Origin of the sequence: Holdemanella sp. DFI.5.55 (assembly GCF_020593575.1) — a bacterium.
GTDB classification, from domain to species: Bacteria; Bacillota_I; Bacilli_A; order Erysipelotrichales; family Erysipelotrichaceae; genus Holdemanella; species Holdemanella hominis.
The window spans coordinates 1-26,456 of record NZ_JAJDMK010000028.1; the positions used below are offsets into that span (position 1 = coordinate 1).

The window sequence follows — 26,456 nt, forward strand, 5'->3', positions numbered from 1 at the left end:
TACAGTATATATTGAGTTCTTCCTTTAGATTATGGTGATGACGAGTCAATTGTCTCTGTTCGTATAAATCAAAACGGTCAACTTTAGTAATACGATACTGTTTCTTACGCTCAGGAGTATCTAGAACATCACAAATAGTGATTGTATCCAGTTTGTCATTCTTAGTAATGCCGCCTTCCATCTTGCGGGTAAGATCTGTAGTTTTAGGGTTGATCAAGGCAACAGTATATCCGTTGCTAAGAAGAAATTTTAGAAGAGCAACATGGTAATGCCCAGTGTCTTCCATACCAATTAGAATTGATTTTTTAGAATACGGTTTAAGAGAGTTGATCAGAAAGTCAAATCCTTCTTTGTTGTTAGAAAAAGAAGAAGGTGTAACATTGAATTCACCAGTTTCTTTGTCCATAACACAGAAGTGGTGACTGTTCTTTCCAACATCGATACCAACTAATTTCATAAATAAACATCCTTTCTTGATTAAAATTTGTGAAAATGGTTATCCACAACACTTAGACCACAAAACCTGGTTCAAAATACGAATTCAAAGACTCATCTAACTAATCACTGTTTTGGAATAAGGTGTGGTAAGAACCTCCCTAAAGTAGTCAAGCTACAGGGTATAAATATACAAATCCACATTCACATATTCAATTTTACAAATTAACAAAACCGTCTTCAACTACGGTTATTAAAGGTTGAAAGAAAGGAGATGTATGTTGTAAATGACCAGCTAGATGGGTCAATTACAATATACCAGGGTATTTACTTATGTATAAGCTAATTGCATGTGATTTAGATGAAACTTTGATTAAACCTGATCGAACAATTGATTCTAGAGATATTGAGGCCATTAAGAAGTTGAAAGATTTAGGTGTTAAATTTGTACTGGCAACAGGAAGAGGTTATAACACAGTTCAGGGTACATTAAAGGAATTGGATCTTTTTGATGAAGCGAACCAATATGTGATTTCATATAATGGGGGTGCTATCACTGAAAATAAGGATAATCGACTTTTACATTTTGAAGGTATTTCTTTTGAAAAAGCTGAAGAATTATATAAGCGTGGATTAAAGTATGATGTAGTCATTCATGTATACACGCGTGATGCGGTATATGCATATAACTTAACGGAAGATGAAAAAAGATATGTGCAGAATCGTCAAGAAATGATTGAGGTATTTGATCAAAATCTTGATTTTTTAAAGGGACAAGAAATTGTAAAAGTATTATATACAAATACAGATTTTGAGTATCTTCAAAGCATTGATCGTGATCTAAAGGATATTACGTATGATATGGATGTTTCATATTCAAGTAATCGTTATATTGAATTTAATCATAAGGGTGTAAATAAGGGGGCTGGACTAAAAAAACTAGCCAATCTATTACATATTGATATTCAGGATACGATTGCGATTGGGGATAACTATAACGATTTATCCATGATTAAGGATGCTGGCTTAGGCGTGGGTGTACAAAATGCAGCGCCAGGTATCAAGCCGGATTGCGATTATATCACAATGGCTACTTGTGAAGAAGGTGCTGTTTGTGAAGTCATTGAAAAATTTGTATTAAAAGGAGAGTAAAATGAAGAAACTCATTCAATTATATGTTTCTTGGTTTAAGATGGGTCTATTTACTTTTGGTGGTGGATATGCCATGTTGCCAATGATTCAAAAGGAAGTTATTGAAAAATATCATTGGGCTACAGAAGATGAAGTCATGGACTATTATGCGATTGGTCAATGTACACCCGGTGTTATTGCGGTCAATACATCCACTTTTATTGGATACTATCAAGCCGGAGTTCCAGGAGCGATTGCAGCTACTCTAGGTGTAGTTACTCCATCTATTATCATTATTAGTATAATTGCAGGTTTGATCACAAACTTTTCAAGTTTAGCCATTGTACAACATGCCCTAAATGGAATTCGTGTAGCTGTATGTATGTTGATGATCAATGCGGTATTAAAATTAGGTAAGGGCAATATTAAGAATAAGATTGGTTTCTTGATTTTTGCGGTGGCACTTATTTTTGCGATGTTTACTAAAGTATCTACGGTGTTACTTGTGATTGGTGCAGGTATTGCGGGTGTTGTCTTTTCTAGAATAGGATGGTTAAAGAAAAATGACTAAGTTATTACTTATGTTTTTAGAATTTTTCAAAACTGGCCTATTTGCGGTAGGAGGAGGTCTTGCGACCATTCCTTTCTTAAGAGAGATTGGGGTTCGTTATGGCTGGTATACTATGAGTGATCTATCCACAATGATTGCGGTTAGTGAATCTACACCAGGTCCAATGGGTGTCAATATGGCTAGCTATGTAGGCTTTAGTCAATATGGTATATTAGGATCCATTGTGGTAACAATCGGTTTGGTTTTACCAAGTTTGATCACTATTTGTATCATTGCTAATTTCTTAGAGAAATTTAAAGAGGCTACACTTGTTCAACAAATCTTTGCCGGATTAAAACCTGCTGTAGTTGCCTTTATTGCCGTGGCAACCATTGATATTTTGGTGACAACTTTATTTGGTGATTACACTTTCTCAACATTTCACTGGAAGCAGTTTATTTGTCTATTCGTATTGTTGGCATTGAGTAAGTATAAACCAAAATTACATCCAATCTGGTTTATTGTAGTTAGTGCAGTGGTAGGAATTGTATTTGCGTTTTAAGTCATAGGGAAACTTATGGCTTTTTTCTTTTAGGTAAAATAAAAAGCAATGTCCGGGCTTGACATTGCTTTAGGGAGAGGAAAATTATTAAGATAAAAATGTATCTTGAGTTTATAGGGTTGAATAATTTTCCAAAGGGTTAATCATAAGATAAGGCATTTCTTATGACACTTAAAATATATATTTTTTTGGTACTTAACGCAATGAACACATATTTTGATTTGTACATTATTATGTGTGTAATCTTGTTGTAGTTTGTGTTAAGCTACTAAGTAGAAGGAGATGATTTTAATGTGTACCGCATTAAGTTTTAATCAGTTTTTCGGAAGGAGTTTGGATTATGAATTTTCATATGGAGAACAAGTAGCTGTTACGCCACGCAATTATGATTTTCATTTTAGACATTTAGATAAACATGAAAGTCATTATGCGATTGTTGGAATGGCTCACGTATTCGAAGAGTATCCATTGTATTATGATGCCATGAATGAGAAAGGCTTGGGAATGGCTGGATTAAACTTTGTTGGGAATGCAAAGTTTTATGAAGTCCAAGAAGAAAAGAACAATGTGGCTGCCTTTGAATTTATTCCTTGGATCTTATCGCAATGTGCAAGTGTCAAAGAGGCAAGAGTCGTATTAGAAAATACAAATGTTTGTGCGACACCATTTAATGAACAATTTCCAGTAGCTGAATTACACTATATGATCAGTGATGAAAATGAAAGCATTGTCGTGGAGTGTATGGAAGATGGTATGCATGTATATGATAATCCTACGCATGTTTTGACAAACAATCCGCCTTTTCCTATGCAGTTATTTCGCTTGAATGACTATATGTATTTATCAAACAAACAGCCTGAAAATAACTTTGGGTTGGATTTAACTGCCTATTCACGTGGCTTTGGAGCTATGGGACTTCCGGGTGATTTATCGAGTGGATCCAGATTTGTGCGTGTTGCCTATACAAGAGCCAATGCGACGAGTGATAAGAATGATTTAAGTCAATATTTCCAAATTATTGGTAGTGTCAAGCAACAAAAAGGTCTTTGTGAAGTGGAACCAGGAAAGTATGAATATACAATTTATACGTCTTGTTGCGACTTAAGAAATGGAATTTACTATTATACGACATACAATAATCATCAGATCAGTGGTGTGAATATGTTTAATGAGAATTTAGATGGTGAAACACTTATTTCTTATCCAACGATTGAAGAAGAAATAATTCATATGCAAAATTAGCCTGCTTCATGTAGGCTTTTTCTTTTGTGTATAATAGTGTATAATTCAAATGAATGCAAGCGTTTAATGGAGTGTAATAGAATGAAAACGACAAAAGAGAGCGTATTTGAATTTGTACAAAAACAATTAATGACGAATTCAGACTATAAAGATGGAATCAGTACAAAAGTCATTGCGGACTATTTTCAGCTACAAAGATCGAATGTTTCGACTTTATTGAATGAGTTAGTGAAAGATGCACGTCTAGAAAAGACGAATACTCGACCTGTTTTATATTATTTACCACAAAAAGAAGTAGGTAATGAATTAAATACAGTAGGCAGAGTGATGATTGGAATCGATGGTAGTCTTGCCAATGCGTTACAGGTTGCCAAGGCAGCTATTTTATATCCAAACAATAGTTTGAATGTATTAGTAACCGCAAAACCAGGAAGTGGAACCACTCACTTTGTGTATACACTATATTTATATGGTAAAGAAGCGGGTGTATTTAGTGAGAGTGCACCGATTTATAAAATAAATTGTCGCCACTACAAAAATAATATTGAAGAATTAGATGAAAAATTGTTTAGTCCTAAGAATATAGAGGATTCTTTATTTGCGAAAAGTCGTGGGGGGATGTTGTTTATTGACAATGCTGAATTGTTGAATTCAACGGAAAAAAGTCGTTTATCGGAATTTTTGGAATCAGGTTTATTGTTTAGTGAAGATCGTAAAGACTTTATGGATGCAAATTCTACATTCTTAGTGTTATCTTGTGGCCCAAATGGATATGCAGAGTTTAGCCAAAGAATGTCTATGGTTATTCAATTGCCGGATTTGGCAAGTCGTCCTTTAAGTGAAAAACTTGCCTTAATCAATTATTTCTTTATGATTGAGGCTAATAATGCCAAAAAGAATATTGAAGTAAAGCGCGAGATTTTAGAGGCTTTATTATTAACAGACTTTCCTTTAAATGTTAAAGGATTGGAATTGGAAATTAAAAGAGCATGTGCAACGGCATGTGTTCGTGTCATGGATGATCCAAATTCAAATATTGAGGTAACCATCTCAGATTTAAACAATGAGGTTCAGAAAAGTTTGATTCGTTCAAGAACACAATCAACAGAAATTTATGATTTATTAGGATCACAGATGTTGTTTATTTATGATTGTCATGAGGAATCTCAATGGATTAGGTATCAGGATACACATGATTTATATGCGGAAATCCGTAGTCAATATACTGAATTATCAAAACGTGGTATCAACACGGAAACGATTCATAATATTATTAATAGCCATGTTAATACGTTGTTTAAACGATACAACTATTATCGTAGTTATAATGATGAGTATGATACGGAACAATTGTCAAAGATTGTAGATCCTAAAATTATTCATATGGTAACTAAGATTATGGATGCTTGTAAAAATGAGCTTCAAATAGAAATTCAACCACAAGTATTCTATGGTTTATGTCTTCATATGAACTCATTATTAACATTACAATTAAATCAGTCGCGTGTAGATGATGATCAAATTTTGCATATTGTACAAGAATATACTAAGGAGTATGGAATATCGATTCAACTAGGACAAATGTTTAAGGATGCGTTTGATATTGAGTTACCAATTGAAGAAATTGTTATTATTGCGATGTTCTTAATTAAAGACGAAGAAGATACAGAAGGACATCCTGTACTTTTGTATATTTTCCATGGTAAAGGGGTTGCGACTTCTTTGCGTGATGTCACAAATACTTTAACACATACAAATAATGTGTATGCCTATGATTTGTGTTTAGAAAAGGATTCAGCTACGGCTTTACAGGAAATCAAGACATTAGTTCAGCGAATTGATGATGGACAAGGGATTGTCGTTATCTATGATATGGGTTCAATCAAGACAATGTTAGATACGATCAGTGAGGAAACGGATATCAAGATTCGCTATATTTATTTTCCTATCACATTATTGGGGTTAGACGTTGCTAGAAAGTGTAGTCAGGAAACAGATTTAGAGTATGTGTACCATACAACAATGCGTGAAATGAAGACAATGCTTCAAATGAATGATTCACGAAAAGAAATTATTATTACATTATGTCATACTGGTGAGGGTGGGGCCTTCCAGTTGAAACAGTATATTGACCAATATTCAAACTTGGGCTTTAAAACAGTGCCATTGGCAATTTCAAAACGTGAAGAGTTGATTTCACAAGTCATGGCTTTAAAGAAAATCTATCGTATCCATTGTTTTGTCGGAACGTATGATCCTAAATTAATGGGAATTCCTTTTGTTTCTATGACAAAAGTGTTTGAAAACAAACCAGAAGCTATTGATAAAATATTGATGTTTGAACCGATTCAATCTAAACAATTGGATTATTCTGCCGTATACTCTTTCTTGGAAGAACAATTCAAGTGTATTTCTGTATCCAAATTAAAATCGATTTTACCATCAATCATTGATGAGTTAGAGATTATCTATTCTTTAACACCAGACCAAAAGGTAGGTCTATTTGTGCATATCGCATGTTTACTAGAAAATTGTAAACAAGGCGTTTGTAAGCAGGCATGCAAAGATGCAGATACGATCTTAGAGGATTATCCAGAAGATTTTAAAGTTGTGTCGAAGGTGCTAAAACCATTAGAAAAAGCCTTTAAAGTGATTATTGATGATAATCAAATGGCTGCCATTATTATGATTCTAAATAAACTATAAGAAAAGAGGAGTAAGACTATTGATCTTGCTCCTCAATTTTTTTATTTAAAAATTTCTTTAATTGTTTATGCGTTTCAGGCTGCATATTCCCCTTTATAATCATTTCGCCATTACGAATCTTAATAATATCATCACGCATATCATATAAAACGTGAGACATTCTTCCAAATGTAATCCAGTTATGCCATATACGATATAAAACATTTTTTTGTGGAAGCTTTTCTTCTCCACTCATAAATTGTTCAAAACTAATTTTTAATCCCTCTTTCGTTTCTTGTGTTTCATAACATACACGAACAAATGAAGTAGCTGATTTGACTGTAGATTGATAAATCTGCCCACGAACATACTTATCAATGACAATCTTTGATCTGGCATCCTTGTTTTCGTAGCTATAACCAGATTTGATTACACTCTTCTTTACATTCTTTTTTGTGGTTTTAGAAATCTCTTCTAATAATTGAGCTTCAAGATAGTCATAAAACTCATCCGAAGTGATTTCAAATGTTCTTATTAATTTCATGTCTAAATTATAGCATGCCATCTGTGAATTATCTGATGATTCTCACAATGTATACATTAAAGAATAAGTTTATACACAAACTAAAATAAATTGAAATATTATATACACTAACGAGAAAACTATTTAGAAACAGTCAATTTATACAGAAAACACTAAATTATACACTAATTTTGTGTATAAATCGTTTTTTATACTTTTGAAAGCGCTTTGACAAAGAAAAACTTATACACTAAAGTATAGACTGTAAAGAGTTGAGATAAGAAAGGAGCTGTTGAAATGGCTGAAGAAAGCAAGGCAGAACAATCTGTCGAAATGATTTCCTTTGGAATCATCGCTAATGCAGGAGATGCAAGATCCTTTGCCTTTCAAGCTTTAGAAGCTGCCAAGCATGGAAATTTCGATGAAGCAGATGAACTGATGAAGAAATCAGATGAGGCTTCAACATTGGCGCACAAAGCGCAGACAGACTTGCTGTTCAATGAAGTGAATGGAAACCCAACACCCGTCAATGTGTTACTGGTACATTCACAGGATCACTTGATGACAAGTATGTTAGCACAGGAATTGATTAAGGAAATGATCATCATGTACAAGAATGGAGGAAAGACAGAATGAAAATTTTATTAGTTTGTGCAGGTGGAATGTCAACAGGATTGTTGATGAAAAAAATGGAGAAATACTGGGAAGAAAGAGGCGAAGACAACAGTATCAATGCCGTAGGACTTTCGGAATACATGGATGTATATAAAGACTATGACATCATCATGACTGGCCCTCAGGTAAGCTACCGTTTGAACCAAATCAAACAGGATACAGGACTTCCAACAGAAGGAATTCCTTCATTCGACTATGCCGTAGGCAACTGTGCAAATATCATGAAAATCGCTAATAAACTATACGCACAGAAATAATTTAGAATAAGAGAAAGAAAGAGAGAAATAGAATAATGGATGGTATTTTTAACAGTCCTTTTATGGTCAAACTTCAAGAGTTTGGACAGAAATTAGGATCAAACAAATTTTTAAGCGCATTACAAGGTGCAATGATGTCATGTATGGCTCCAATCATGGTCGGAGCGATTTTCTCAATCATTTGTGCTGTAGGACCAATGCTTGGAATCTTCCAGAATGGAGATGCCGTATATAACGTATTATATGCTCCATATCACTTTACAATGGATCTATTGTCATTGTGGATCGTATTGATCATGGCTTACAACTATGGGAAAGCATTAGGATTGAAATCGCCAATCATGACAAGTATGCAGACAGCCGTATGTTTTGCACTTATCGCATGTACTTGGGGAACAAATGAAGCAGGAGCAAGTGTTATCGATGTAACATATTTAAGTTCACAAGGTATGTTCGTAAGTTTCTTTGTATGCTGGTTCGTATGCCAGGTTGAAAAATTCTGTCAGGATCACAATGTAAGAATCAAGATGCCAGATGTATGCCCACCATCATTGGTAAATGGATTCTCAGCAATTCTACCTTTGGCATTCGCATTAATTCCTTTATATGCATTAGAAGTAATTATCTCAACTAGTACAGGTGGAACAATGGGAATCTGTTCAGGATTCATGGCTATCTTGTCAGCTCCATTAAACGCATTAGTATCTGTTCCAGGTATGTTCATCTTGATGCCATTTGCAGCCTTATTATGGTGCTTTGGAATTCACGGAACAATGATCATCATGTCAGTGTTAATGCCATTGATGTTACAGGCAGCAACAAACAATGCAGCAGCGTTTGCACAAGGTGGATATGACGCATTGGTATTCTATCCAGTAACGTTATTCGGATGTGTTGGTGTATGTGGTGGTTCAGGAAATACATTGCCATTAGTATTGTTTGGATTGAAAGCTAAATCAGAACAGATCAAAGCCGTATCAAAGATCGCATTAATTCCAGGATGGTTCGGAATCAACGAACCTGTAACATTCGGTATGCCAATCATGTATAACCCAATCTTATGTATCCCATATATTTTGAATATTATCGTTGTAATGGCCGTAACATTGGTAGGATACAAAGTAGGATTCTTAGTACCAGGATTTGTACCAATCATGACATTGATGCCAATGGGATTCGCAGCCTTCTTAGGAACACTACGTTGGCAAAATGCGATCTGGGATTACTTAATGTTGATTCCATCAGGACTAGTATGGTATCCATTCTTCAAGGTATATGATAATCAGTTATACAAGAAAGAACAGGAAGCATTAGCAGCAGAAGCTGAATAATAAACATCATGGCGTCAGGCCTAAACGCTGGCGTCGTTATTTTTTAGAAAAAGAGGAGAAAAATAATTATGGGACTTTTAGGTGAAACAAAACCAGTAAAAAAACCAATTTTAGGCGTTTCTTTATATCCAGAACAAGAATCTATGGAGGAAATCGAAAACTATTTAACAATGGCAAGCCATTATGGCTTCACAAAAATTTTTACAAGTATGTTTAGTGTTCCGGGCACAAAAGAAGAAGTGTTTGATTATTTTAAAAACTTTTGTGATTTAGCACATAAACATGGAATGAAGGTATCTGGTGACTGTAACACCGCATTCTTTAAGAAAATGGGTGCTAGCGAAAGTGACATCTCCATCTTTAAAGAAATGGGAATAGACATCATTCGTATGGACCTACCATATTTTGATCAAAGAGATGTGACTTTAATCAACAACCCTTACAACATCACAATCGAATTATCAAGTTGTATGATTCAAGCTGTTCGTATGGCATTAGAAAATGGGGCAAATCCAAAGAACTTCTCTACTTGCCACAATTTTTATCCAGAACGTTATACGGCATCCGATTTAGAAAGTATTTGTTCGGTCAATAAAGAATTGGCAAATTTGGGTATTCCTAGTGCTGTCTTTATTTCTAGTAATGAAGACAATACACATGGGCCATGGCCAGTACACGATGGACTTCCAACTGTTGAAGATCACCGTTGGATTCCAGCTGAATTGCAGGTTCGTCATTGGATTGCGGTAGGTGATGTGGATGAAATCATCTTCGGAAATGCTTTTGCGAGTGAAGAAGAATTTAAAGCAATTGATCGAGTGATGAACCAAGCTTATGTCAATATACCAAAACTAGTTGGAGAAGACTACTTGGCAGAACTGCTTCCTCATGGAGATGTAGAGAGAGTTCCATTTAAAGTCATTTTAGATGATGGTGTCACTGATTTAGAAAAAGAAATTCTATTTGATAATGTTTATCACCAATGTGGAGAAACACCGTACTACATGATTCGTTCTCGCTGGACAAGAATGTTCTATGGTAAAAAGAGTATTCCAGAAAGAAAAATTGATGAAGAATACTATCATCGTGGAGATGTAGTCATTGTGAATGATAACTTGGCGCATTATCGTGGTGAAGTGCAAATTGTATTAAAAGATATGAAGGTGGATGGTCAAAGAAATCGTATTGGTCATATTCCAGAAGCCGATCATATTTTATTGAATGAAGTAAAATCAGGTAGAGGCATCTGCTTCTTAAAATAGAAAGAGGATTATTTATGTCATTTAGAGAAGATTTTTTATGGGGTGGTGCAACAGCAGCCAACCAATATGAAGGTGGATGGGATCTAGGAGGAAAGGGTGTCAGCAGTTCAGACTGTTGTACTCGTGGTTCTAGAACACAACCAAGAAAGGTAACTTATAAAACAAGTGATGGTGTTGTACATGCTGATATGATGTTTGGTTTAGACGCACCAGAAGATGCCGTGTTTGGATGCTATGAAGGATTTGATTATCCAAGTCACGAAGGTGCAGATTTCTATCATCGTTATAAAGAGGATATCGCTTTAATGGGGGAAATGGGCTATAAAACATTCCGTATGTCGATTAACTGGACGCGTATTTTTCCTTTGGGATATGAAGAAGAACCAAATGAAGAAGGATTGAAATTTTATGATGATGTTTTTGACGAATGTTTAAAACATGGTATTAAACCATTGGTTACTTTGTCTCACTATGAAACGCCAGTCGGACTTACAAATAAATGGGGTTCATGGAGCGATGCTAGAACAATTGAATGTTTCTGTCGTTATGTTAAGACAGTTGGTGAAAGATATAAAGGCAAAGTTGAATATTGGTTAACGTTCAATGAAATCAACTGTTTAGGCTTTGGTGGCTGGATGGCTGCGGGTGTTCCGAGTCGTGATCCACAAAAGATTGCGGATGCAGCTAAACACCAATTGATTGCGAGCGCAAAAGCCGTTCAAATCTTACATGAAATTGATGCGAATAATAAAGTAGGAAACATGATCGGATATGGAATGATTTATCCTCACACATGTGCGCCTAGAGATGTTTTAAAAGCTTGGTCTAGCTTTAATGGAAGCTATTTCTATTGTGATGTACAGGCTCGTGGATATTATCCTGCTTATAAACTAAAGGAATATGAAAGAAATGGAATTGAATTTAGTTTAACTGAGGAAGAAAAAGAAACATTAAAGAATGGTACAGTCGACTTCATTAGTTTCTCTTACTATATGTCAAACTGTGCTTCAGATGATCCTGAAGTATTGGCTAATCAAGGTGGAAACATGATGTTTGGTGTGAAAAATCCATACTTAAAAGCAAGTGACTGGGGATGGCAAATTGATCCAACCGGACTTCGTTTATCTTTAGACTATATGTATGATCGTTACCAATTGCCGTTGATGGTTGTTGAAAATGGTTTAGGAGCACAAGATCAAGTAGAAGAAGATGGAAGTATTCATGATTCATATCGTATTGATTACTTGCGTGATCATATTAAAGCTATGAAGGATGCCGTTGAAATTGATGGTGTGGAACTTTGGGGCTATACTCCATGGGGATGCATTGACTTAGTATCGGCTTCAACTGGTGAAATGCACAAGCGCTATGGCTTTGTGTATGTAGACTATCAAGATGATGGAACTGGCCAAGGAGATCGTAGTAAGAAGGATTCTTTCGATTGGTATAAGAAAGTCATTTCTTCAAATGGAGAAGATTTAGATTAATGAAATACGCAATTTTTGTAGATGTGGACGGTACTCTACTAGACAATAAACAACAGATACCAGAAAGTGCTGTCTACGCAATCCAAAATGCGCGTAAGAAAGGTCATTATGTTTTCTTGAATACGGGAAGATGTAAAGCAGAATTATTCGAATCCATATTAAATATTGGATTTGATGGAATTATTTGTTCATCTGGTGGATATATTGAATATGAAGGTCAATGTATTCGCCATTTGACTTTTGATGAGAATGATATTCAAGCTTTGATCCAGTATTTTGAGAAAAACAAGATTGGCTATTACTTAGAATGCAATCACGGCATGTATGTCGATACACTGTATCATGATTGGATGCAAGAAGTCTTTAAGGATTTTATACCAGAAGGGGCTGAAGAGTATACGAGTTCAATGATTGTAGTGGATGGTTCGCAACAAATTTATGAAGTGAATAAAATCTCCTTTTTATGTACTTTAAATAACTTTGATCAAATCTATAAGGATTTGCATGAACATTTCAACATCATAAAAAATACCATTCCTATGATTCGTGAAGTATCTGGAGAAATCAGCATTAAGGATATTCATAAGGCAGATGCAGCTGATATCTTGTTAAAACATATCGGATTAGAAGATGTATCAACAATTGCGATTGGGGATTCGGATAACGATATTGAACTTTTACAACATGTAGATATAGGTATAGGCATGGGAAATGGAACAGAAAAGTGTAAGGCTGTCTGTGATGAAATTACAGATGATGTAGAGCATGATGGATTGTATAAGAGTTTTGTAAAACATAATTTAATAGAAAGCAGGTAAATCAAATGAGTTTTCCTAAGAATTTTTACTGGGGAGGAGCTACGGCTGCCAACCAATATGAAGGTGGCTGGAACGAAGGTGGAAGAGGTCCAGCTATGACGGATGTAACAACAGGTGCTACAAAAGATACACCTCGTTACGTGACATATAAAAATGCGGATGGTACAACAGGTAAAATGAGTATGTTTGGTGGTACTTTACCTGAAGGGGCTGAATATGCATGTTTAGATGGATATTATTATCCAAATCATATCGGAACAGATTTTTATCATCATTATAAAGAGGATATTGCTCTTTTTGCACAAATGGGCTTTAAAATGTTTAGAATGTCAATTTCTTGGCCAAGAATTTATCCAAATGGAAATGATGAAAAGCCAAACCAGGAAGGGTTGGATTTCTATCGTAGTGTATTTGAAGAATTACATAAGTATGGTATTGAACCATTAGTCACAATTTCGCATTACGACGATCCTTTGTATATGGAAGAAAAATTGGGCGGCTGGCAAAATCGTGAAACAATTGGTTTATATGAAAAGTATTGTCACACTATTTTTGAAGAGTATAAAGATCTAGTTAAGTATTGGTTGACATTTAATGAAATCAACAGTGCAATCATGGCTGTATCTTTTATTCCGAATTGTCCAGATGAAATCGCAAAGAAAGGGTACATTAAATTACACAATCAGTTTGTGGCAAGTGCTAAAGTGGTGAAGTATGCACATGAACATTATCCTCAATTTAAGATGGGATGTATGATTGCAGGAATGATTAGTTATCCTTTGACTTGCGATCCAAAAGATGTTCTTGCGAATCAACACCATATGCAGGATAGTTTCTACTATTGTGGGGATGTACAAGTGCGCGGAGCATATCCTGGTTTTGCACGAAAATCATGGAAGAAGTATAATTTAGATCCTGGTTTCTTTGAACAAGATAAAGATGTATTAAAAGAAGGAAAAGTAGATTTCTTTAGTTACAGTTACTATGCGACGAGCTGTGAAACAACGCACAAAGAGGCTAAGCGTGATGGAGCCGGAAACATGTCTATGGGATATAAGAATGAATATATTCAATATTCTGAATGGGGATGGGGAATGGATCCAGATGGACTTCGTTACTCATTAAATGAACTATATGATCGTTACCAAGTGCCTTTGATGGTTGTTGAAAATGGCTTGGGTGCTATTGATGTATTTGAAGATGGAAAGATTCACGATCCTTATCGTATTGACTATATGAAAGCTCATGTAAAAGCTATGAAAGAAGCCATTGAAGATGGAGTAGATTTAATTGCGTATACACCTTGGGGTTGCATTGATTTAGTGTCAGCTGGTACAGGAGAAATGCGTAAACGTTATGGCTTCATCTATGTAGACATGGATGATGAGGGTAAAGGAACATTAAATCGTTACCGTAAAGATAGTTTCTACTGGTATGAAAAATGTATTAAATCCAATGGAGAAGATTTAGATTAGGCGTCAGACGACGTCTTTTCTTTTTTTACCCATATTTTTCTGTAATTTAGAGAATATATACATAGTGTATTCGTGTTTATACACAAACTAAAATAAATTGAAATATTATATACACTAACGAGAAAACTATTTAGAAACAGTCAATTTATACAGAAAACACTAAATTATACACTAATTTTGTGTATAAATCGTTTTTTATACTTTTGAAAGCGCTTTGACAAAGAAAAACTTATACACTAAAGTATAGACTGTAAAGAGTTGAGATAAGAAAGGAGCTGTTGAAATGGCTGAAGAAAGCAAGGCAGAACAATCTGTCGAAATGATTTCCTTTGGAATCATCGCTAATGCAGGAGATGCAAGATCCTTTGCCTTTCAAGCTTTAGAAGCTGCCAAGCATGGAAATTTCGATGAAGCAGATGAACTGATGAAGAAATCAGATGAGGCTTCAACATTGGCGCACAAAGCGCAGACAGACTTGCTGTTCAATGAAGTGAATGGAAACCCAACACCCGTCAATGTGTTACTGGTACATTCACAGGATCACTTGATGACAAGTATGTTAGCACAGGAATTGATTAAGGAAATGATCATCATGTACAAGAATGGAGGAAAGACAGAATGAAAATTTTATTAGTTTGTGCAGGTGGAATGTCAACAGGATTGTTGATGAAAAAAATGGAGAAATACTGGGAAGAAAGAGGCGAAGACAACAGTATCAATGCCGTAGGACTTTCGGAATACATGGATGTATATAAAGACTATGACATCATCATGACTGGCCCTCAGGTAAGCTACCGTTTGAACCAAATCAAACAGGATACAGGACTTCCAACAGAAGGAATTCCTTCATTCGACTATGCCGTAGGCAACTGTGCAAATATCATGAAAATCGCTAATAAACTATACGCACAGAAATAATTTAGAATAAGAGAAAGAAAGAGAGAAATAGAATAATGGATGGTATTTTTAACAGTCCTTTTATGGTCAAACTTCAAGAGTTTGGACAGAAATTAGGATCAAACAAATTTTTAAGCGCATTACAAGGTGCAATGATGTCATGTATGGCTCCAATCATGGTCGGAGCGATTTTCTCAATCATTTGTGCTGTAGGACCAATGCTTGGAATCTTCCAGAATGGAGATGCCGTATATAACGTATTATATGCTCCATATCACTTTACAATGGATCTATTGTCATTGTGGATCGTATTGATCATGGCTTACAACTATGGGAAAGCATTAGGATTGAAATCGCCAATCATGACAAGTATGCAGACAGCCGTATGTTTTGCACTTATCGCATGTACTTGGGGAACAAATGAAGCAGGAGCAAGTGTTATCGATGTAACATATTTAAGTTCACAAGGTATGTTCGTAAGTTTCTTTGTATGCTGGTTCGTATGCCAGGTTGAAAAATTCTGTCAGGATCACAATGTAAGAATCAAGATGCCAGATGTATGCCCACCATCATTGGTAAATGGATTCTCAGCAATTCTACCTTTGGCATTCGCATTAATTCCTTTATATGCATTAGAAGTAATTATCTCAACTAGTACAGGTGGAACAATGGGAATCTGTTCAGGATTCATGGCTATCTTGTCAGCTCCATTAAACGCATTAGTATCTGTTCCAGGTATGTTCATCTTGATGCCATTTGCAGCCTTATTATGGTGCTTTGGAATTCACGGAACAATGATCATCATGTCAGTGTTAATGCCATTGATGTTACAGGCAGCAACAAACAATGCAGCAGCGTTTGCACAAGGTGGATATGACGCATTGGTATTCTATCCAGTAACGTTATTCGGATGTGTTGGTGTATGTGGTGGTTCAGGAAATACATTGCCATTAGTATTGTTTGGATTGAAAGCTAAATCAGAACAGATCAAAGCCGTATCAAAGATCGCATTAATTCCAGGATGGTTCGGAATCAACGAACCTGTAACATTCGGTATGCCAATCATGTATAACCCAATCTTATGTATCCCATATATTTTGAATATTATCGTTGTAATGGCCGTAACATTGGTAGGATACAAAGTAGGATTCTTAGTACCAGGATTTGTACCAATCATGACATTGATGCCAATGGGATTCGCAGCCTTCTTAGGAACACTACGTTGGCAAAATGCGATCTGGGATTACTTAATGTTGATTCCATCAGGACTAGTATGGTATCCATTCTTCAAGGTATATGATAATCAGTTATACAAGAAAGAACAGGAAGCATTAGCAGCAGAAGCTGAATAATAAACATCATGGCGTCAGGCCTAGTCGCTGGCGTCGTTATTTTTTAGAAAGAGGTATATATGAGTTTTCCAAAAGAATTTTTATGGGGTGGTGCAACAGCTGCCAACCAATATGAAGGTGGATATTTAGAAGGTGGAAAAGGGATCAACACAAGTGATACTTTGACGAATGGTTCACACACAGTGGCTCGTCGTGTTACTTGGAGAAACCCACAGACAAATGAAACAGGAAGTACACCAATGATGTTTACATCGGCAACAGATCGCTTTATTCCAGAAGGAGCGATTCCAGCAGTATTAGAAGATGAATATTATCCAAGTCATACAGCAACAGATTTTTATCATCATTTTAAAGAAGATATCGCTCTGATGGGGGAAATGGGGTTTAAAACATTCCGTATGTCTATGAACTGGGCAAGAATCTTCCCAAATGGAGATGATGAACGGCCAAATGAAGAGGGTTTAAAATTCTATGATGAAGTGTTTGATGAATGTAAGAAATATGGTATTGAACCATTGGTTACTTTATCTCACTATGAAACTCCAATCGGATTGACGATTAAATATGGTGGATGGAAAGATCGTCGTTGTATTGATTTCTTTGAAAAATATGCAAAGACAGTTATTGAGCGCTATATTGGAAAAGTAAAATACTATTTAACATTTAATGAAATCAACATTATGTCTATGATGCCATATATGGCTGGTGGACTTGTAGATTTCAGTGAACAAGCCAAAGCGCAAGGTGCACACAACCAATTTGTCGCAAGTGCTAAAGTTGTTAAGTTCTGTCATGAAAATCATCCGGACATCAAGATTGGACAAATGTTGGCATATGGACCTGTATATACATATACTTGTGATCCAGCTGATCAAATCTTGGCATTAGAGCGCAGTCAACAAACAATTTGGTATGCGGATGTTCAGACGGGTGGACACTATCCTGAATTTAAATTAAAAGAATATGAAAGAAAAGGAATTCAATTAGAGGATTGTCCAGAAGACTATGAATTATTAGAGAAATACTCCGCAGATTTCTTAAGTTTCTCATGTTATGGAAGCAGTACAGTAACTACGCATGATGTGGGTAATGATAGTGGCGGAAACTTTATGATGGGTGTTACCAACCCTTATGTAAAGACAAACGCATGGGGATGGGCAACGGATCCTGCATGTTTACGTTTGGCATGTAACACATTGTATTATCGTTATAATAAGCCAATTTGGATTGTTGAAAACGGTATTGGATGGTCAGATGTTTTAGAAGAAGATAAAACAGTGCATGATGATTATCGTATTGATTACTTACGTCAAAATATTCAATCTATGGATGATGCGATCAATAAAGATGGTGTTAACCTAATGGGATATACAATGTGGGGATGCATTGACTTAGTTTCTGCGGGAACTGGTGAAATGCGTAAACGCTACGGATTTGTATATGTAGATCGTGATGATGAAGGAAATGGAAGCTTGAATCGTTATAAGAAAGATAGTTTCTATTGGTATAAAAAAGTGATTGAAACACAAGGTGAAGATTTAGATTAGTAAGAAGGAGGGGGCGGAATAGTTTTTGTTTCGCCTTTTCTTGTGAGGTACAATATGAAAAAAATAATGGTAAGAGCCGATGACTTAGGATTTTCTAAAGCAATAAATTACGGTATTTATGAAACAGTAAAGAATGGTGTTATTAAGAATATTGGATTTATGGTCAATATGCCAGACAGTCTTCATGGTTATGAATTAGTAAAAGATTATGATATTTGTCTAGGCCAACATACAAATGTATGTGTGGGAAACCCTATTAGCGATCCTGAAAGTATTCCAAGTTTAGTCCAAGAAGATGGAACTTTTAAAACGAGTAAGATGTATCGCAGTACAAAAGAGGATTTTGTGGATTTAGATGAAGCTATTCTAGAAGTGGAAGCGCAATATAATCGCTTTAAAGAAATAACAGGAAAAGAACCGGCTTATTTTGAGGCGCATGCTGTCATGAGCGAAAACTTAAATAGGGCCATTGAAATTGTGGGGAATCGGCACAATTTAAAAACTTTGATTATGGGATGTGAAAAGGTGAATGGGCAAGATATGCATATGTATATGGACAGTATGTTTCCTGGTTATGATCCAATGGTATCCTTTAAAAAGATGGTCGATGAGGCAAAAGATGGATTTAATATGATGGTTTGTCATCCGGGTTACTTAGATCAATATATTTTGTCGGTTTCCAGTCTAACAATGCCTAGAGTATTAGAAGCGGATTTTTTAACGAGTGAAGAATTAAAAGCATATGTAAAAGAAAATAACATTCATTTATATACATATGATGAGGTATAGTGTATGGCCCATTTAACATGTAACTTTTTTTCAAAATCACTCATGCGCACAGTCGATATTACGGTGATTTTACCAACGGATAAATATGTGTTCACAGACCCAAATTTCAAGCCGCAGACAACCTTTAAAACGTTGTATTTGCTTCATGGAATTTTTGGCAGTACATCGGACTGGATCAATGGCACAAGAATTGAAGCTTGGGCTCAAGAAAAGAATTTGGCGGTCGTGATGCCAAGTGGAGAAAATAAATTCTATGTAGATCAGCCACATAGTATGGATAATTTTGGAACGTTTATTGGTGAAGAACTTGTAGAATTCACAAGAAGAAGTTTCCCATTGTCGAAAAAGCGTGAAGATACTTTCATTGGTGGATTATCAATGGGTGGTTATGGTGCATTGCGTAATGGTTTGAAATATCATGATACATTTGGTTCGATTATCGCATTATCAAGTGCATTGATATTAGAGAAGGTATATACATCGAAATATGAGGATGTGAATCCAATGGGTAATCGCTATTATTATGAATCAATTTTTGGGGATATTTCAAAATTAAAAGGTAGTGATATGGATTATTATGCCTTGGTGGATAATTTAAAGTCAGATGCGTTTCCTAAGTTGTTTATAGCTTGTGGAACCGAGGATTTTATGTTGAAAGAACAGAATGAACAATTCCATCAGTATTTGGTAGAAAAAGGAATAGAACATGAATACCAAACAGGCCCTGGAGGTCATGACTGGGTATTCTGGGATACGTTTATTTATAAAGCACTGGAGTGGCTCCCATTGGATGAGGCTACTACAGGTGTTAGTAGTGGAAATGTAAGTATAGAAAGTGAAGGTAAGTAAGATGAGTTTTCCAAAAGGATTTTTATGGGGTGGAGCAACAGCTGCCAACCAATGTGAAGGAGCATGGAATGTAGATGGTAGAGGCCCTGCTTTAACGGATGTAAAAACAGGTGGAAGTGTAAATGCGCCTCGTTTAGTGACATATATTGATAAGGATGGAAATCCTCATGCGGAACCAGAAAGTCCAAGGGGTATTCCTGAAGGAGCGCATTATGCGGTGCTAGATGATTATCTATATCCAAATCATGATGGAATTGATTTTTATCATCATTATAAAGAAGATATTGCCTTAATGGCTGAAATGGGATTTAAAACATTCCGTATGTCGATTTCTTGGTCAAGACTATTCCCAAATGGGGATGAAAAAGTACCCAACCAAAAGGGTATTGAATTCTATCGTAATGTATTTACAGAATTAAGAAAATATAATATTGAACCATTAGTTACTATTTGGCATTTTGATACACCATTATATTTAGAAGAACATTATGGTGGATGGAAAAATCGTAAGTTGATTGAATTCTATACGCGTTTTGCCCAAACATGTTTTGAAGAGTTCAAAGGATTGGTTAAATATTGGTTAACATTCAATGAAATCAACAATACAGTTATGTTCTTGGAAATGTTTGGCAATAAGGCTAGTGATGAGGATTACCAAAATGCGTACCAAATTTTGCACCATCAGTTTGTGGCAAGTGCTAAGGCCGTTCAGATTGGACATGAAATTGATCCAGAAAATAAGATTGGATGTATGATTTGTGGAATTACATTCTATCCAATGACTTGTGATCCGAGTGATATTCTTTTAAATCGCCACACTTGGGAACGGGGAATCTTCTATTGTGGAGATGTGCAATGTAAGGGTAAATATCCAACTTACGCTAATCGTTTGTGGAAAGAGCATAATGTGGAATTGGAAATCTTACCTGAAGATTTAGAGGATTTGAAAAAAGGTACAGTGGATATGTACTCATTCTCTTACTATATGTCTACGGTTGTGACGACACATACAGTTACTGATATAGTAAGTGGAAACTTCTCGGCAGGAGCTCGCAATGAATATCTTCAATATTCAGATTGGGGATGGGCAACAGATCCAACGGGATTACAGTACTATTTAGAAATGATGTATGATCGTTATGAAATTCCTTTATTGGTCGTTGAAAATGGTTTGGGCGCATTTGATACAGTGGAAGAAGATGGAAGTATTCATGATCCATTCCGTATCGATTACTATAGACAACACATTCAAGCTATGGATAAGGCCATTCAAAATGGTGTGGATCTAATTGCGTATACAACTTGGGGATGCATTGACTTAGTATCTGCAGGAACAGGTGAAATGCGTAAGCGTTATGGATTTATTTATGTAGATAAACAAGATGATGGTACGGGTGATTATTCGAGAAGTCGTAAAGATTCATTCTATTGGTATAAAAAAGTAATCGCATCGAATGGAGAGGATCTAGATTAATGAAAATTTATCTTGTGCGTCATGGACAAACTTTATTCAACCAACAAAAGAAAGTACAAGGTTGGTGTGATTCTCCATTAACACAAGAGGGTATTCAACAAGCGATTGCAGTGTCAAAAACACTGCAGTCGACTCCTTTTGAGTATGCCTATAGTTCAACAAGCGAAAGAGCTATGGATACAATGCATTATATTTTACAAGATAGAGATGTACCTTATGCTTATGTGAAGGGATTGAAAGAGTTGAACTTTGGTTCTTTAGAAGGCGAAAAAGAATCGGATGTATTTACAGATATTAGCGTGTATGAAAAGGGCTTTGAGATGTATGGTGGAGAAACCTTGTCTACATGTAATCAACGGTTTATGAAGTGTTTAGAAACAATCGCCAAATCACATACGGATAATGCACTTGTGGTTGCGCATGGTGGAGTGATTATGTCAGTTTTGAGTTGTCTTGATGAAACTCGATTTATGAAGCATATGCAAGAAGTTGGAGATGTTGAGAATTGTTCAGTGACAATTCTAGAGTATACGGATCATTTTGAAATTGAGAATTGGGCAGATGTGTCTTATCGTGACAGGGGGTTATTGTTATGAAAATTTTCGCGATGGATATTGGGGGCAGTTCAATAAAATATGCCTTATTCGATGAAAATAGAAATAAGTTGGATAGTGGAAAAATTAAAACTCCAGCACCAAAATCAATGGATGGTAATTGTGAATATACAGTAAAAGATTTATATGATGCGATGGATACAATTGTACCGAGTGATATTGATGGAATCGCATTAAGCATGCCTGGTGTGATAGATTCTGAAAATGGGATTGCCTTAACAGGTGGAGCTTTGACATATATTCAAAATGAACCTGTTGAAAAGATATTAAGTGAAAAATATGGCGTTCCTGTATGGATTGGCAATGATGCCAAGTGTGCAGGGAGTGCAGAAGTTGGATATGGGGCTTTAAAAGATGTTCAGGATAGTGTTGCGATTATTTTAGGTACGGGCATTGGTGGATGTTTGATTAAAGATAAAAAAGTGCATAATGGAAGACGCTTTTCAGCAGGAGAAGTGTCTTGTTTATACACAAACAATGCGTATCCTGCTGATTATCATGGCTTATGGGCTTTCACAAGTGGAATTGCTGGTTTATTAGGTTTAGTACAAAAATATTTGGAAACAGATGAAAAGTATAGTGGAGAACAAATCTTTGAGATGGCTAACTCTGGTAATGAAAAAGTATTGGCGGCATTAGATGAATTTTGTTTCTATATTGCTTTACAGCTTTATAATATTCAGGCTATTTTTGGTCCGGAAAAATTTGCGATTGGTGGAGGAATTTCAGCACAGCCATTATTGATTGAAAAAATCAATGAACAATATAAGAAGTTATTTATTCCTGTATTTCCTTTGCGTCCTGTTGATGTGGTGGCTTGTGAATTTAGAAATGATGCCAATCTAATTGGTGCTTATTATCAGCTTCAGACAAAAATGGTAAGTGCATGTTAAGGGTGTGTATCTGTTGTGGCGGTGGCTTTTCAAGCAGCGTATTGATGCGTAAAGTTAAAAGTGAATTAGTTGAAAAAGGGTATGATGATAAATTGAAGATAGGTTTTTGTCCTTTTAAAGAAGTGTATGAACATTATGATGAATATGATGTAGTCATGGCTTGTCCACATCTTTCATATAAGCTTGACGATTATATTGATAAGTATGGTAATCAAGTTCCTATCTATGTAATTCCAGCTATGATGTATGGAACGATGAATGTAAAAGAAGTGTATCAGGATGCTTTGGATATTTATGAAGGATATAAAAAAACACATAAAAATCCGATGTATTTTCCTGGAGAAGACAATAATATGAAGCGTAAAAATCGTAATGTGAGTTATCGTAGGGCATATCATATAACAGGAGAGATTGAGTTTTAGGGATGGTGAATATGAAAATATTATTTGTGTGTGCCGGTGGAATGTCGACCGGATTAATCGTTAAAAAAATGGAAAAATGGGCAAGTGAAAACGGAAAAGATTTAGTTGTGAAGGCAACGGGTGTTGGAGGCTATGAATCAAAGTGGCAGGACTATGATTGTATTTTAGTGGGTCCACAAGTTCGTTTTAAAATTTCGGAAATGAAAGAGAAAGTTAAAATTCCAGTGGCTCAAATTGAAACGCTGGATTATGGATTACAGAATGTTGACAATATGTTGAAGCTTGCGTATTCGTTAGTGGAGAGTTCAAATGATTAAGTTGTTCGCATCGGATCTAGATGGTACTTTACTTGCTAGAAGTCATCAGTTTGATGAATTGATCAAGGCCACGGTTGAAAAGATTGTGTGTGAAAATGCAGTTTTTACGATTTCAACGGGTCGTGATTGTTCAATGACGGAATTGAATGGGTTAGAGAATAAGATTTATCGTATTTGCATGAATGGGGCTTTGATTATGAGCCCTGAAGGTGAAACGTTAAAACTAGATTTAATTGATAAGGATATTTTGAAAATTATTCTAGAAGAGTTTGATGACTTAGATTTAGAATTTATTACGCCCTATAAAACGTACACGAAACAATCGAAAGAGGAGTTTTTTGAGAAAATGGAGAGAATGCCTCATCCGGATGGGGATAATATTGAAGTAGCGAAGTTCTTTATGGAGAATATCTCAAAGCGTTTGGTGTTTGATCAATCGAAAGAGGGGATTTTATCTAAAGATGTTTGTAAGATCAACTCACATTTGCAGCCTGGTAAATCGTATAACCGTTTGTATAAATTTTTAGAAAAGTATTCGAGTTCAATTGTGAATGCGCCTTGCGATAAGAATTTGATTGAAATTACGAAACAAGGTGTGAATAAGGGAAATGCCGTACATTGGTTAGGGCAGTATTTACATATTGAAGATGATGAAATAGCGGTATATGGTGATGGTGGCAATGATTTACAGATGTTGTCGATGTTCAAACATTCGTATGCGCCATGCACAGCTTTGAAAGAGGCAAAGTATGCCGCAAACAATCAATTGGGTCCTTATTATGAGTACAGTGTGGCTCGAAATATGTTGGAGACTTTGGCAAGACAAAAATAATTTGTTTCATTTCATTTAAAACGTGTTAAGATAATGGAGGATGCTTGTTGAAAGTATCTAAATCTATTATTCTAAGCAGAAAGGGAGGTTTTTAGCGATGCCTCCTTTTTTGCGTTTCATAATAAAAAGCCTACTGGAAATGGTTCCATGTAGGCTTTTCTAATAGTTCATAAGCTGTTTTTGCGTTTCTAACGTTTGTGTTAGAGAATTTATCGAATAATTTATAATTGTTGAGTCTGACCATTAATTTTTTATCGGTTCTAGGAAAATGAAGTGGGAATAATTTATCAAATCTTTCACTTTCGCTGATTAGAACGGATGTTACTTCATTGTTGATGGATAAATAACTTAGAAGATCTTGGATGGCTTGAGAGTCAAAGTAAACTAAAACTTCTACATGAGCCTGATTGTCTTTTGTGGAATATATCGCAAATCCTTTCGGTTGTTTATCTTCATTAACCATTGTGACAATGGATTTTTTTATGCTTTTATGATATTGGATAAGTTTGTTGAATTCATCTTCACTTAATAGAATACTGCCATCAAAATACTGCATGAATTGGAAATATAATGTGTATAAGTTCTCTGCTTTTTGTTTTACATGATAAGGATTACCACTTCTGCATAGTGAAGCTCCAATCCAATATTCTTTTGTGTTTGAAATGTGTTGAAAGCTTTTTGCCTCAAATAATTTTGGCATGTTTGTGTATGTGATGGTTAATAAATCGTTATAGGTAGCTTGTGAAATGGCAGCATCTAATAAGTTAGAAAATTGTTTTCTTTGTCTATAATCTGGTAAAGTTGCAGCCATACCAATCACAGATACGTGCATTTGTCGATCTAAAAACATCATAGTTCTTTTTGTAACTTGAAGACAAGAAGTAATCTTATCGTTTTGCCAGAAACAGAACATGTGTTGTGGATCGTATTGATATTTTATCCAGGCATCGATTTCTTTTTTATCCATATTAAATGCGGATTTAATCAACAAGTCTTTGATTTGTGCATCATATCCAACACTGTTGTGACAAATCATTGGTTATCTCCATCTTCTTCGTGTTCCGTATATTCAACATCAATAGCTCCATGTTTTGGAGTTGATTTTGGTTGTTCATTTTGGCTTTGTGTACTGCGATAAGTGTGAAAGTGAACATGCCTTCTTCCTGTAAATAGGGAAATAATCCAGAAGAAAATGATGATTGGCAAAATAAATGGAAGTAGCCAGCTTGCTAGGGTTCCAAATATAAAGAAAATCACAAAAAAGGCAATAAGAGTAAAAATACTATCCATAAAGGTACCTCGCTTTTCTAAAGTATATCATATTCATAATATGCGGATTAAATAACGCATTCGGTTTCAATGTCTTGTATGTATTGAATTTTTATTTTTCCATTTGTGAGTTCCATTAAATCTTTAGAAATATCTTCTTGAACAAGGAAATGATAGACAACATCTTCTTCATATTGTTGTTCAATAACTTCAATGTTTTGTGTTCTAAAGTAATGGTCAATTTTTCCAATGAGATCATAAGAAAAATGAATTTGATATTCTTGAAGTGTAGTTACAGTTGTCAGTGTTGCCACTTTTAAGGCTTGGGAAATACTCGAACTATAGGCTCTTACAAGTCCTCCAGTTCCAAGCTTGATTCCTCCAAAATAGCGTACTACAACGGCTAGAATATCTTGCATTTCATTATGCATCAACACATCTAACATAGGGTGACCTGCTGTCTGACTCGGTTCTCCATCGTCGTTAGATCGCATAATGTTTCCTATAATCATAGCTGTACAATGATGATTGGCATTGGGATGTTCTTTTTTTATAGCTTTTAAAAAGTCTTTTGCCTCTTGTTCATCCTGTGTTCTATGAAGGTAGGTAATAAATTTACTTTTTTTAATTTCTATTGTATTTATACAATCATTTTGAATTCTTGGCATAGTTGTATTGTAGCAAAGAATAGCTATATTCTACAAGTTTAGTAGAAAAGAAACCATTCTAGTGTTGGCGTCTAGAATGGTTCCTTTTTGTTTATTATTA

The 26,456-nt window shown here is 35.4% G+C and carries 29 protein-coding genes; 24 read left to right on the top strand and 5 right to left on the bottom strand.

Annotation, left to right across the window (positions count from 1 at the left end):
- A partial coding sequence (locus LJE08_RS07130; protein WP_227402796.1) for an IS110 family transposase occupies positions 1-457 on the bottom strand: 457 nt, incomplete at its 3' end.
- A gap of 311 nt (positions 458-768) precedes the next feature.
- On the opposite strand from LJE08_RS07130, the gene LJE08_RS07135 reads away from it, so the two are divergent.
- The 5 genes from LJE08_RS07135 to LJE08_RS07155 all read left to right on the top strand — a co-directional run bounded on the left by LJE08_RS07135 (position 769) and on the right by LJE08_RS07155 (position 6,626).
- On the top strand, positions 769-1,587 hold the full coding sequence (locus LJE08_RS07135) for a Cof-type HAD-IIB family hydrolase (RefSeq protein ID WP_117926719.1): 819 nt from the start codon (positions 769-771) through the stop codon (positions 1,585-1,587).
- A gap of 1 nt (position 1,588) precedes the next feature.
- Entirely contained in the window at positions 1,589-2,137 is a 549-nt protein-coding gene (locus LJE08_RS07140) for a chromate transporter (RefSeq protein WP_117926720.1), read from the top strand.
- On the top strand, positions 2,130-2,678 hold the full coding sequence (locus LJE08_RS07145; RefSeq protein WP_227402797.1) for a chromate transporter: 549 nt from the start codon (positions 2,130-2,132) through the stop codon (positions 2,676-2,678). Before LJE08_RS07140 ends, LJE08_RS07145 begins: the two co-directional genes overlap by 8 nt.
- 291 nt (positions 2,679-2,969) lie before the next feature.
- Entirely contained in the window at positions 2,970-3,920 is a 951-nt protein-coding gene (gene bsh / locus LJE08_RS07150) for a choloylglycine hydrolase (RefSeq protein WP_217256819.1), read from the top strand.
- Positions 3,921-4,001: 81 nt separating this feature from the next.
- Positions 4,002-6,626 (top strand): PRD domain-containing protein, encoded by a 2,625-nt coding sequence (locus tag LJE08_RS07155; RefSeq protein WP_227402798.1) that lies wholly within the window; start codon positions 4,002-4,004, stop codon positions 6,624-6,626.
- 16 nt (positions 6,627-6,642) lie between these two features.
- Here LJE08_RS07155 and LJE08_RS07160 read toward each other — a convergent pair whose 3' ends face one another.
- Positions 6,643-7,149 (bottom strand): DUF3284 domain-containing protein, encoded by a 507-nt coding sequence (locus LJE08_RS07160; protein ID WP_227402799.1) that lies wholly within the window; start codon positions 7,147-7,149, stop codon positions 6,643-6,645.
- Positions 7,150-7,425: 276 nt separating this feature from the next.
- Here LJE08_RS07160 and LJE08_RS07165 point away from each other — a divergent pair, with 276 nt between their 5' ends.
- From LJE08_RS07165 to LJE08_RS07255, 19 genes are all read left to right on the top strand, one after another.
- Complete coding sequence (locus LJE08_RS07165; protein WP_117926727.1) at positions 7,426-7,764, top strand: PTS lactose/cellobiose transporter subunit IIA; 339 nt, start codon at positions 7,426-7,428, stop codon at positions 7,762-7,764.
- On the top strand, positions 7,761-8,060 hold the full coding sequence (locus tag LJE08_RS07170; protein ID WP_117926728.1) for a PTS sugar transporter subunit IIB: 300 nt from the start codon (positions 7,761-7,763) through the stop codon (positions 8,058-8,060). Before LJE08_RS07165 ends, LJE08_RS07170 begins: the two co-directional genes overlap by 4 nt.
- Positions 8,061-8,095: 35 nt before the next feature.
- The gene (locus LJE08_RS07175) at positions 8,096-9,391 is read left to right on the top strand and encodes a PTS sugar transporter subunit IIC (protein WP_227402800.1); all 1,296 of its coding nucleotides are present in this window, start codon (positions 8,096-8,098) and stop codon (positions 9,389-9,391) included.
- A gap of 68 nt (positions 9,392-9,459) precedes the next feature.
- The gene (locus LJE08_RS07180) at positions 9,460-10,653 is read left to right on the top strand and encodes a MupG family TIM beta-alpha barrel fold protein (RefSeq protein WP_227402801.1); all 1,194 of its coding nucleotides are present in this window, start codon (positions 9,460-9,462) and stop codon (positions 10,651-10,653) included.
- A gap of 14 nt (positions 10,654-10,667) precedes the next feature.
- Positions 10,668-12,140: a glycoside hydrolase family 1 protein gene (locus tag LJE08_RS07185; protein ID WP_227402802.1), complete on the top strand. Its 1,473-nt coding sequence runs from the start codon at positions 10,668-10,670 to the stop codon at positions 12,138-12,140.
- A complete protein-coding gene (locus LJE08_RS07190; protein WP_227402803.1) occupies positions 12,140-12,958 on the top strand; it encodes a Cof-type HAD-IIB family hydrolase in 819 nt (272 codons plus the stop codon). Before LJE08_RS07185 ends, LJE08_RS07190 begins: the two co-directional genes overlap by 1 nt.
- 5 nt (positions 12,959-12,963) lie before the next feature.
- Positions 12,964-14,433, top strand: a complete 1,470-nt coding sequence (locus tag LJE08_RS07195) for a glycoside hydrolase family 1 protein (protein ID WP_117926732.1) — start codon at positions 12,964-12,966, stop codon at positions 14,431-14,433.
- 283 nt (positions 14,434-14,716) lie between these two features.
- Entirely contained in the window at positions 14,717-15,055 is a 339-nt protein-coding gene (locus LJE08_RS07200) for a PTS lactose/cellobiose transporter subunit IIA (protein ID WP_117926727.1), read from the top strand.
- Positions 15,052-15,351, top strand: a complete 300-nt coding sequence (locus LJE08_RS07205; RefSeq protein WP_117926728.1) for a PTS sugar transporter subunit IIB — start codon at positions 15,052-15,054, stop codon at positions 15,349-15,351. The genes LJE08_RS07200 and LJE08_RS07205 overlap by 4 nt, the downstream gene beginning before the upstream one ends.
- A gap of 35 nt (positions 15,352-15,386) precedes the next feature.
- A complete protein-coding gene (locus LJE08_RS07210) occupies positions 15,387-16,682 on the top strand; it encodes a PTS sugar transporter subunit IIC (RefSeq protein WP_227402800.1) in 1,296 nt (431 codons plus the stop codon).
- 59 nt (positions 16,683-16,741) lie between these two features.
- Positions 16,742-18,229 carry a family 1 glycosylhydrolase gene (locus tag LJE08_RS07215; RefSeq protein WP_227402804.1) on the top strand — a complete coding sequence of 496 codons (1,488 nt, stop codon included), beginning with the start codon at positions 16,742-16,744 and terminating at the stop codon, positions 18,227-18,229.
- A 54-nt stretch (positions 18,230-18,283) separates the two neighbouring features.
- On the top strand, positions 18,284-19,018 hold the full coding sequence (locus LJE08_RS07220; RefSeq protein WP_227402805.1) for a ChbG/HpnK family deacetylase: 735 nt from the start codon (positions 18,284-18,286) through the stop codon (positions 19,016-19,018).
- 42 nt (positions 19,019-19,060) lie between these two features.
- The gene (locus tag LJE08_RS07225; protein ID WP_227402806.1) at positions 19,061-19,867 is read left to right on the top strand and encodes an alpha/beta hydrolase family protein; all 807 of its coding nucleotides are present in this window, start codon (positions 19,061-19,063) and stop codon (positions 19,865-19,867) included.
- A gap of 1 nt (position 19,868) precedes the next feature.
- On the top strand, positions 19,869-21,341 hold the full coding sequence (locus tag LJE08_RS07230; RefSeq protein ID WP_227402807.1) for a family 1 glycosylhydrolase: 1,473 nt from the start codon (positions 19,869-19,871) through the stop codon (positions 21,339-21,341).
- Positions 21,341-21,937, top strand: coding sequence for a histidine phosphatase family protein (locus tag LJE08_RS07235; protein WP_227402808.1), 597 nt, complete (start codon positions 21,341-21,343; stop codon positions 21,935-21,937). Before LJE08_RS07230 ends, LJE08_RS07235 begins: the two co-directional genes overlap by 1 nt.
- Positions 21,934-22,848, top strand: coding sequence for an ROK family protein (locus LJE08_RS07240; protein ID WP_227402809.1), 915 nt, complete (start codon positions 21,934-21,936; stop codon positions 22,846-22,848). Before LJE08_RS07235 ends, LJE08_RS07240 begins: the two co-directional genes overlap by 4 nt.
- On the top strand, positions 22,842-23,270 hold the full coding sequence (locus LJE08_RS07245) for a PTS sugar transporter subunit IIB (RefSeq protein ID WP_117926634.1): 429 nt from the start codon (positions 22,842-22,844) through the stop codon (positions 23,268-23,270). The genes LJE08_RS07240 and LJE08_RS07245 overlap by 7 nt, the downstream gene beginning before the upstream one ends.
- An 11-nt stretch (positions 23,271-23,281) precedes the next feature.
- Positions 23,282-23,587: a PTS sugar transporter subunit IIB gene (locus LJE08_RS07250; protein ID WP_117926639.1), complete on the top strand. Its 306-nt coding sequence runs from the start codon at positions 23,282-23,284 to the stop codon at positions 23,585-23,587.
- A complete protein-coding gene (locus tag LJE08_RS07255; protein ID WP_227402810.1) occupies positions 23,580-24,419 on the top strand; it encodes an HAD-IIB family hydrolase in 840 nt (279 codons plus the stop codon). Before LJE08_RS07250 ends, LJE08_RS07255 begins: the two co-directional genes overlap by 8 nt.
- Positions 24,420-24,549: 130 nt before the next feature.
- On the opposite strand, the gene LJE08_RS07260 is transcribed toward LJE08_RS07255, so the two are convergent.
- The 3 genes from LJE08_RS07260 to LJE08_RS07270 are packed head-to-tail and all read right to left on the bottom strand — an operon-like array spanning position 24,550 to position 26,356.
- On the bottom strand, positions 24,550-25,455 hold the full coding sequence (locus tag LJE08_RS07260; protein ID WP_227402811.1) for a GNAT family N-acetyltransferase: 906 nt from the start codon (positions 25,453-25,455) through the stop codon (positions 24,550-24,552).
- Positions 25,452-25,709 (bottom strand): hypothetical protein, encoded by a 258-nt coding sequence (locus LJE08_RS07265; RefSeq protein WP_117926637.1) that lies wholly within the window; start codon positions 25,707-25,709, stop codon positions 25,452-25,454. Before LJE08_RS07265 ends, LJE08_RS07260 begins: the two co-directional genes overlap by 4 nt.
- A gap of 47 nt (positions 25,710-25,756) precedes the next feature.
- A complete protein-coding gene (locus tag LJE08_RS07270) occupies positions 25,757-26,356 on the bottom strand; it encodes a YigZ family protein (protein ID WP_117926638.1) in 600 nt (199 codons plus the stop codon).
- Positions 26,357-26,456: the final 100 nt, after the last annotated feature.

Bases quoted from the DNA above. Each gene is read 5' to 3' on its own strand.
- LJE08_RS07245 (WP_117926634.1), top strand. From the start codon at position 22,842: ATGTTAAGGGTGTGTATCTGTTGTGGCGGTGGCTTTTCAAGCAGCGTA.
- LJE08_RS07135 (WP_117926719.1), top strand. From the start codon at position 769: ATGTATAAGCTAATTGCATGTGATTTAGATGAAACTTTGATTAAACCT.
- LJE08_RS07205 (WP_117926728.1), top strand. From the start codon at position 15,052: ATGAAAATTTTATTAGTTTGTGCAGGTGGAATGTCAACAGGATTGTTG.
- LJE08_RS07140 (WP_117926720.1), top strand. From the start codon at position 1,589: ATGAAGAAACTCATTCAATTATATGTTTCTTGGTTTAAGATGGGTCTA.
- LJE08_RS07195 (WP_117926732.1), top strand. From the start codon at position 12,964: ATGAGTTTTCCTAAGAATTTTTACTGGGGAGGAGCTACGGCTGCCAAC.
- LJE08_RS07235 (WP_227402808.1), top strand. From the start codon at position 21,341: ATGAAAATTTATCTTGTGCGTCATGGACAAACTTTATTCAACCAACAA.
- LJE08_RS07200 (WP_117926727.1), top strand. From the start codon at position 14,717: ATGGCTGAAGAAAGCAAGGCAGAACAATCTGTCGAAATGATTTCCTTT.
- LJE08_RS07180 (WP_227402801.1), top strand. From the start codon at position 9,460: ATGGGACTTTTAGGTGAAACAAAACCAGTAAAAAAACCAATTTTAGGC.
- LJE08_RS07230 (WP_227402807.1), top strand. From the start codon at position 19,869: ATGAGTTTTCCAAAAGGATTTTTATGGGGTGGAGCAACAGCTGCCAAC.
- LJE08_RS07210 (WP_227402800.1), top strand. From the start codon at position 15,387: ATGGATGGTATTTTTAACAGTCCTTTTATGGTCAAACTTCAAGAGTTT.
- LJE08_RS07220 (WP_227402805.1), top strand. From the start codon at position 18,284: ATGAAAAAAATAATGGTAAGAGCCGATGACTTAGGATTTTCTAAAGCA.
- LJE08_RS07265 (WP_117926637.1), bottom strand. From the start codon at position 25,709: ATGGATAGTATTTTTACTCTTATTGCCTTTTTTGTGATTTTCTTTATA.
- LJE08_RS07160 (WP_227402799.1), bottom strand. From the start codon at position 7,149: ATGAAATTAATAAGAACATTTGAAATCACTTCGGATGAGTTTTATGAC.
- LJE08_RS07155 (WP_227402798.1), top strand. From the start codon at position 4,002: ATGAAAACGACAAAAGAGAGCGTATTTGAATTTGTACAAAAACAATTA.
- LJE08_RS07165 (WP_117926727.1), top strand. From the start codon at position 7,426: ATGGCTGAAGAAAGCAAGGCAGAACAATCTGTCGAAATGATTTCCTTT.
- LJE08_RS07260 (WP_227402811.1), bottom strand. From the start codon at position 25,455: ATGATTTGTCACAACAGTGTTGGATATGATGCACAAATCAAAGACTTG.
- LJE08_RS07255 (WP_227402810.1), top strand. From the start codon at position 23,580: ATGATTAAGTTGTTCGCATCGGATCTAGATGGTACTTTACTTGCTAGA.
- LJE08_RS07170 (WP_117926728.1), top strand. From the start codon at position 7,761: ATGAAAATTTTATTAGTTTGTGCAGGTGGAATGTCAACAGGATTGTTG.
- LJE08_RS07270 (WP_117926638.1), bottom strand. From the start codon at position 26,356: ATGCCAAGAATTCAAAATGATTGTATAAATACAATAGAAATTAAAAAA.
- LJE08_RS07190 (WP_227402803.1), top strand. From the start codon at position 12,140: ATGAAATACGCAATTTTTGTAGATGTGGACGGTACTCTACTAGACAAT.
- LJE08_RS07250 (WP_117926639.1), top strand. From the start codon at position 23,282: ATGAAAATATTATTTGTGTGTGCCGGTGGAATGTCGACCGGATTAATC.
- bsh (WP_217256819.1), top strand. From the start codon at position 2,970: ATGTGTACCGCATTAAGTTTTAATCAGTTTTTCGGAAGGAGTTTGGAT.
- LJE08_RS07240 (WP_227402809.1), top strand. From the start codon at position 21,934: ATGAAAATTTTCGCGATGGATATTGGGGGCAGTTCAATAAAATATGCC.
- LJE08_RS07145 (WP_227402797.1), top strand. From the start codon at position 2,130: ATGACTAAGTTATTACTTATGTTTTTAGAATTTTTCAAAACTGGCCTA.
- LJE08_RS07225 (WP_227402806.1), top strand. From the start codon at position 19,061: ATGCGCACAGTCGATATTACGGTGATTTTACCAACGGATAAATATGTG.
- LJE08_RS07175 (WP_227402800.1), top strand. From the start codon at position 8,096: ATGGATGGTATTTTTAACAGTCCTTTTATGGTCAAACTTCAAGAGTTT.
- LJE08_RS07215 (WP_227402804.1), top strand. From the start codon at position 16,742: ATGAGTTTTCCAAAAGAATTTTTATGGGGTGGTGCAACAGCTGCCAAC.
- LJE08_RS07185 (WP_227402802.1), top strand. From the start codon at position 10,668: ATGTCATTTAGAGAAGATTTTTTATGGGGTGGTGCAACAGCAGCCAAC.